The sequence below is a fragment of the Streptomyces cyaneus genome (assembly GCF_004028635.1).
Classification (GTDB): Bacteria; Actinomycetota; Actinomycetes; order Streptomycetales; family Streptomycetaceae; genus Streptomyces; species Streptomyces cyaneus.
Map to the genome: position 1 here is coordinate 1 of NZ_RQJW01000032.1, position 6,680 is coordinate 6,680.

At 65.5% G+C, this 6,680-nt stretch carries 1 protein-coding gene and 2 pseudogenes; 2 read left to right on the forward strand and 1 reads right to left on the reverse strand.

The features are described from left to right. Window positions 1-402: 402 nt before the first annotated feature. Together EHO50_RS43785 and EHO50_RS43790 are read left to right on the forward strand one after the other, a co-directional pair. Window positions 403-767: pseudogene (locus tag EHO50_RS43785) on the forward strand (IS110 family transposase); the annotation flags it as partial. Between the two features lie 521 nt (window positions 768-1,288). Then, window positions 1,289-5,374: a hypothetical protein gene (locus EHO50_RS43790; protein WP_128437472.1), complete on the forward strand. Its 4,086-nt coding sequence runs from the start codon at window positions 1,289-1,291 to the stop codon at window positions 5,372-5,374. A gap of 366 nt (window positions 5,375-5,740) precedes the next feature. Here EHO50_RS43790 and EHO50_RS43795 read toward each other — a convergent pair. Then, window positions 5,741-6,507: pseudogene (locus EHO50_RS43795) on the reverse strand (transposase family protein). Window positions 6,508-6,680: the final 173 nt, after the last annotated feature.

Consider the following 6,680-nt stretch of genomic DNA (forward strand, 5'->3'; position numbering starts at 1 on the left):
ACGAGCGGTTCAGTCATCGCCAAGCGCGTAGGCCCCGACACTGCCTCAACTACAGCGACGCCGAGGCCGACCACCTGACGCTTAACGGCCGTTTCTGATGGCCAGCGGGGGATGCCGTATTCCCCCGCTCTCTTCTTCGCGGTCCTGTAAGAGGACGGCTGGCCTCCGGGCCCGGCATGGCTGGTCCTCCCTGTCGCCCCGATGACCTGGGGGTGGGGCCACCCGGGTCCGAGAGGCGCCGTTGGAGACGCTGATGAGAGGTTCGACTACCGACCGGCCGAGCGCGACGCCTGGCCGCCTGCGGGCGGAAGGTCTGCATAAGGTGGATGCGCACACGACGCCACACCCAGGCCAGCACGCACGACGTTCGTTCGGGAGGACGGCTGGAACGACAGCGACGAGATAGGCGTCTTTCTCGGCCTGGACGTGGCAAGAGCGGCCACCACGGGCGCGGCCTCACCCTGACCGTCAAGAAGGTCTTCGACAAACAACTACCCAGCACCGAACCGGAGTTGGGCGACGTCTTCACCAAGCTGAAGACCAAGTTCGGCACTGTCCTGGTGATCGTGGACCAGCCCCCCTCGATCGGCGCCCTGCCCCTGACGGTCGCCCGCGACGCGGGCTGCAAGGTTGCTTACCTGCTCGGACTCGCCATGTGGCGGATTGCCGATCTGTACCCCGGCGAGGCGAAGACCGACATGAAGGACGCCGCGGTCATCGCCGACGCAGCCCGCACGATGCCGCGTTCCCTGCGCTCGCTGGAGGTACTGACGAGATCGCTGCCGCACGGATCTCACTTTCGTGGTCTTTCAGCTTCGTGCCTCGTTAGCCAGCCGATTCTTCCCACGCGCTCCCCGGAGACGCTCGTACTCGTCAGATTCTCCCAGAGGAGCTGCGGTGGAGGTGCATGGGTGGAGTGTCGCAGGAGGGCTGATCAAGCGCATCAGTCACGGTGAGTGAGGGAGCGAGGTGGACGGGGAGGGCACCGGTGGGTTCTTGGTCTGCTGGCTGGTGAAGGGTCGTTCGGTGAAGGGATTGTGTCAGTGGTGCCTCTTAGGGTGTGAGTGCTGCGTCGGTCGATGTCGTATCGCTGGGAACCGGTGGGGAGTGGCGCGTCATGGAGTGGCCGTGTCTGCCGTGGAAGCGGCGGGTTTTCCCGCTGGGGGAACTTCCAGAGTCGGATCGCTACGGCTGGCCGTTGGCGTCCTTGTTTTCTGGCTCGGCTCCGGGGCGGCCGCTGGCTGACGAGCGAGCGGTACCTGTACTCGTCCTGCGGGGTGAGTGGGGCATGGGCAAGTCGTACGCGTTCGAGCAGGAACAGCGTGACCTGGAGGCTGCGGGTCTTCCTGTGCAGCGGCTCGATCTCGGTAGGTGCGGTACAGACGCGGCTCGCGCTGCGGCGAAACTGGCCGTGGTGTTCCAGCCGCCGACCGATGCGACTGAGTGGCACGTGCTCCTGGACGGCCTGGACGAAGGGCTGGACAACCTGCTGGAACTGGACGAATTGATCATTGAGCAGGTCGAAGGTCTGGAGGATGAGGCTCGGAGGGGGCTGCGTCTGCGCATCAGTTGCCGCACGGCTCGATGGCCGTCCGGGCTGCACACAGAACTGTGCCGGCTTTGGGCCGTGGACCAATTGGTGATGGTCGGTCTAGCGCCGCTCTCGCGGGACGATGTCACTCTGGCCGCTCGCGCCGTTCATTTGGAAGACCCAGCCGCCTTCTCACGCCTGGTCCAGCAACGCGGCTTGGTAGCGCTGGCTATCCATCCGATGACGTTGCGGCAGATGCTGACCAGTTACACGAGTCGTGGAGCACTCCCCGCTACGACTGCTGAGGCGTACAGCGAGGCGTGCCTGCACTTGTGCAAGGAGACCCGCCGCCCTAAGCGGGCGGAGATCCGACGCACCCAGGCATCAGCCGAGAACCTGTTTGCCGTTGCCACACGGGTTGCGGCCGCGTTGCAGTTCGGTCCGTATGTCGCATTGGCGGACGGAGCGCCCCCGGACGGGGGGCTGACTGTCGACGACCTTGAACTGTCCCGCCTGGCCGCAGGCGATGAGCCCGGCCACCTCGGGAGTCCCGTTCCGTGCACGATGAACGAGCTGAGCCAGTTGACCGAGTCGAGTCTGCTGAGGCCACTGGGCGACTACCGCTGGGAGTTCGCGCACAAGAGCTACCAGGAGTTCCTCGCCGCCGAGTTCATGCGCCGCCGCGACATTCAGGCAGCTGTGGAGCGGGAGCTGCTGTGGATCGGCGACGGGCCGTCCCGGCACATCCTTCCCGCGCATCAGGAGGTGGCTGCCTGGCGCAGCGACACGAGCACAACGGTGTTCGAAGACCTGCTCCGGGATGATCCGTTGGTCCTGCTCCTCGCCGACTTGGCCCGGCGAACGGAGCGAGATCGGGCCCGGGTAGTTGATGCTCTCCTCACCCTGCTCAAGAGTGACGACACCGTCAGGCTCGACAGCGCCTCACTTCACCGCTTGGACCACCCTCAGCTGGCGGAACAGCTACGCCCGTACCTCAAAGCCACGACAGAGGTGAACCTCCTCTTCGGAGTTGTCCGCATCGCCCGGGCATGCCGCCGGCCCGAGCTGAGCGCCGAATTGCTGATCCTCGCCGAAGACCGAGACGCCCACGCCGAGGTACGGGTGGCGGCCCTAACTGGGATCAGCGCGCCAGATGCCGAAGAAGTCCAGCGCATCCGTGCCTTGAGCAAGGACGAGTCCCCCGAGGTCGTCGCGGCGGCGCTCCGACAGTTGTGGCCAACCCACATCACGCTGGCCGAGTTCTTGAGCAGTGTGCGCGACCCGGATCCACAACTGATCGGCCGTGCCTACATGCTGCGCCGGGAAATCCCAGAGCTCATCAACGTGCCGGAGCTGGATGAAGCCATCACCTGGGCCCGTGACACCCTTTGCGATTCGGAGGACAATCGAAGCCGTGCTCTTGCGGTGTCCCTTCTCGGCCGCGGCATCACTCTCGCCGGTCAGGAACCGCTATCCGACGCCGTGCTGTCCAATGTGACGGAAGCCTTGCTGGGGCTCGCCGGGCAGCATGAACTCCTCTTCAGCCAGGACCTGCACACCCCGTTGCAGGATCTGGCAGAGGCAATGGGCCAGGAGGCTCAGACCAGGCGCAGCCTTGCGGAACTGCTGATCACACGTGCCAGCGCAGAGCAGTTCCTCGCATTGCACGTGGGCAGGGTCATCGGTGGCTTGCTTCCTTCGGCCGATGCCCTGTACTGGATGGAGCACTGGGGCCTGCTGTCTGCCGCCGATGAGCAAGTCTCACACCTGGCTGTTGCATTCCCGCCTCCCGAGGAGCGGACCGTGCTGGAACGGGCTCAGGCCGCCCGAGCCTCTCATCCGACTCTGCGCGCCGCCACCGACTTCTGGGACAACCCGCCAGCGGAGTCGCCGTGGGAGCGAGAGCACCGCGAGCTCCGAGAGGCGGAGCGCAGACAGAACACCTACGACGAAACCGCCCTTCACGCGGCGCTCGACGCTGTCCACACCACTGCGCCGGATCAGCTACGGAGCGCCTGGGCGCAGGTTGTCAGCGAGCTGCACCACACAGCAGACGGTTCCCCCGCCAACTGGGAAGGCTCATGGCTTGCTGCAGTAACCGAGGCGCCGTCCCGGCCGTCGGCCGGCACCCAGCTGGACGACCTCCTCTCGCGGGCCGCCCTGCATGTGCTGCGTTCGGTCTCGCCCTTGACTGCCGAGAACCTGGTGCCCTACGGCGCCATCGACTTTCGCATCGCCCCCGAACTCACGGCCCTAGCTCTGGTCGATGACCTGTCAAACGTCCCGCCAGAGCTCGCAAGATGGGCCGGATGGACCGTCGCCCTGGCCACCATGCACCCCAGCCCTGGCGTACACGACACTCATCGACGACTGCTACGCATCTGCGGACAAAGGGCCGAAGCAGCACTCTCCGGTCTGATCACAGCAGTCCTTGACGGCGTCCACGACGACGTGGCACGAACCATCGCTCGTACATGCGCAGAACTGCCGTTGGACAGCGCGCGTCCAGCCCTGCATAGCTGGGCCAAGCACCCGGACCGACGCCCAGAACTGTGGCAGGCCGTTCTGAGCGAACTTGCGGTCCGCAGGGATGCGGAAGCGTCGCTCCAACTAGCCACCGCGCTCGCCGACAATCCAGCCGATCACCCACCCCACTCACCAGAACACGTCCGATGGATGCTTGCGGCCGTCGCCCTCCTGCACCTCACGACCTTGCCGCTCGTTTGGCCGCTCATCCGCCGTCGCCTCGATGACCCAGCCAGCCTTGATGCTTTCCTGCACGGGCTGACACGGATGCCCGCCCCGCCGGGCAGTTGGCCAAACGCCGTCGCCTTGCTCCCGGAACGCGACCTAGCGGACTTCTACCGGTTGCTCGTCAACCAGATCGGGATCGACGCCGTTGTCAACCGGCCCCTGCAATCCGGCTTCGTCGACGACGATGACCGGCTGCGCGACATGTCCCGCACTCTGCCGAACATCCTTGTCCACAAAGGCACGGTGGAAGCCGCCACCGCATTGCGTGCCCTCTCCGAGGAGTACCCCGGAATCTGGCAACTGCGTGTAGACGCCCGCGCCGCCACCCGTACAGCCGCCGCCCGATATGTCCAACCTGTGGAACCCGAGCAGCTGATCCGCCTCGCCGATGCAGCCCAGCTGCGCTGGATCGCGGACGAGCGGCACCTGCTCGACATCGTCCTCGAATCACTTGATCGCTTCGCGAAGGCACTCCATCGCCCCAACGGGCCGGTCGTCGCTCTGTGGAACCGGGACCGAGCCGGTGTGAATCACTCCGAATGGTGGCCGTGTTGGGAAGAAGACTTTAGTGACATCGTTGCAACCTTTCTCCTGCAGGACATCGGCGGTCACCGAGTCGTCATCAACCGTGAGGTCCAAGTGCGCCGTCCAGGCTTCCCCGGTCTGCGCACAGACATCCAGATCGAAGCACCTGATACCGAGGGCACGGGGAACGATCCGATCAAAGTCGTCATCGAATGCAAGGGCTGCTGGAACGACTCGCTCGATACAGCATTGGCCACTCAGCTTGTAGCCGGGTACCTCCAATCCCCCAGGACTGCCGGGATCTTCCTCACGGCCTACTTTCACTGTGATCGTTGGAGCGTCGCAAAACAACGCAAATGCCCGGCCAGTGCCCATAGCTTGGCCGAAGTGAGGCAGTACCAAGAGAAGGAGGCGGAGACGCAGCGACAGCAGGAGGACGTGTCAGTCATTGCCGTGACACTTGACTGTGCCCTCCCTGCAAGCGGCGAGGACTGGCGCTGGGCTGCATTGGCTCCGGCTCGGTCTGCTGAGGAACTCCAAGCGCGGGAACAGAACTCCCTGTGACTGGCGGCTTTGGGCGCGACACGCCTCGATCTCGCACCGGCCGAACCCGACCGCGCGCAAGCCAAGGCAAGCTGCGCCCCGCCCCCTGGCAAAGCCGTGCTCAGCCTGCGGCAAGGAAGAGGGCCGCCGCACTTACCGAGCCGTGACCTTTCCAGACCAGCGCTCGCAATGGGTGGACCTGTGCAGCGATCACTCGTTGGCCGTGATGAATGAGTGGCGCGGCCCGTCCATTTTGAGAGGGCATCCTCCAGGATCTGTGGGAGGTACAGGCCAAGGAATCGGCCGAGCAGAGCGCGCTGGTGCACCCGCGGGTGTGGACACAAGGCTGTGATCAGGCCCCATGAGCTGGGGTGTTGGTGTGTCTGGTCATGCGGCGAGGGCGAGGTTGTGCATGCGGGCGACGGCCTGCACGGCGTGGTGGAGGCCATCGCCGCGCTGCCGGCACTCGCGAAGGATCTTGTAGTTCTTCATCCGTCCGATCACGTGCTCCACGCAGGGACGGACCTTGCGGTGCTCGGCGTTGTGTTCCTCTGCGCCCCTCAGCAGTGGGCGTCCGGGGCATTTGCGGTGCGGGACGATCAGGCTGGTGTTGAGGTAGGTGCCATCACCGAGCACCGTCACCCCGTCACAGCGTTCGGCCAGGCCGGAGCGCCGCTAGGCCGCGTCCGCGGTGGCGCCTGGCAGCGGCCGGCCCGCGGCCACTACGAGCCGGGTGTCGGCGTCCACAATGACCTGCACATTCGCCGAGAATCGGTAGTTACGCGAGGACGCGCCCACGCTCCGGTCGCGGGCGGGGACCAGGGTGCCGTCCACGATCCACAACCGGTCGGCAGCATCGGCCGGGCGCGAAACGGGCTCGAGCGCGAGCAGCGGCCCCAGCCGTTGGATGACCCGGCACACCGTGGAGGAAGAGACGCCGAATAGAGGGCCGAGCTGCCGCATGGTCAGGTTCGTGCGGTAGTACATCGCGACCACCAGCACCCGCTCTGCCAGGGGCAGAGACCACGGCCGGCCCCGAAGGGTGCCATTACTGCCGCGCTCCTGCACTATCTTCAACAGACGCTGAAACTGCGTCACTCGCAGCCCGATGAACGTCTCCACTCCAGCCACTCAGCCCTTAATGCCCCGGCTATTCCGGGGAGATGCCAATGCCCAGCTCACGGCCTTGTGTAACACGCATTAGGGGGTACGGCATCCCCCGCTGGCCATCAGAAACGGCCGTTAAGCGTCAGGTGGTCGGCCTCGGCGTCGCTGTAGTTGAGGCAGTGTCGGGGCCTACGCGCTTGGCGATGACTGAACCGCTCGT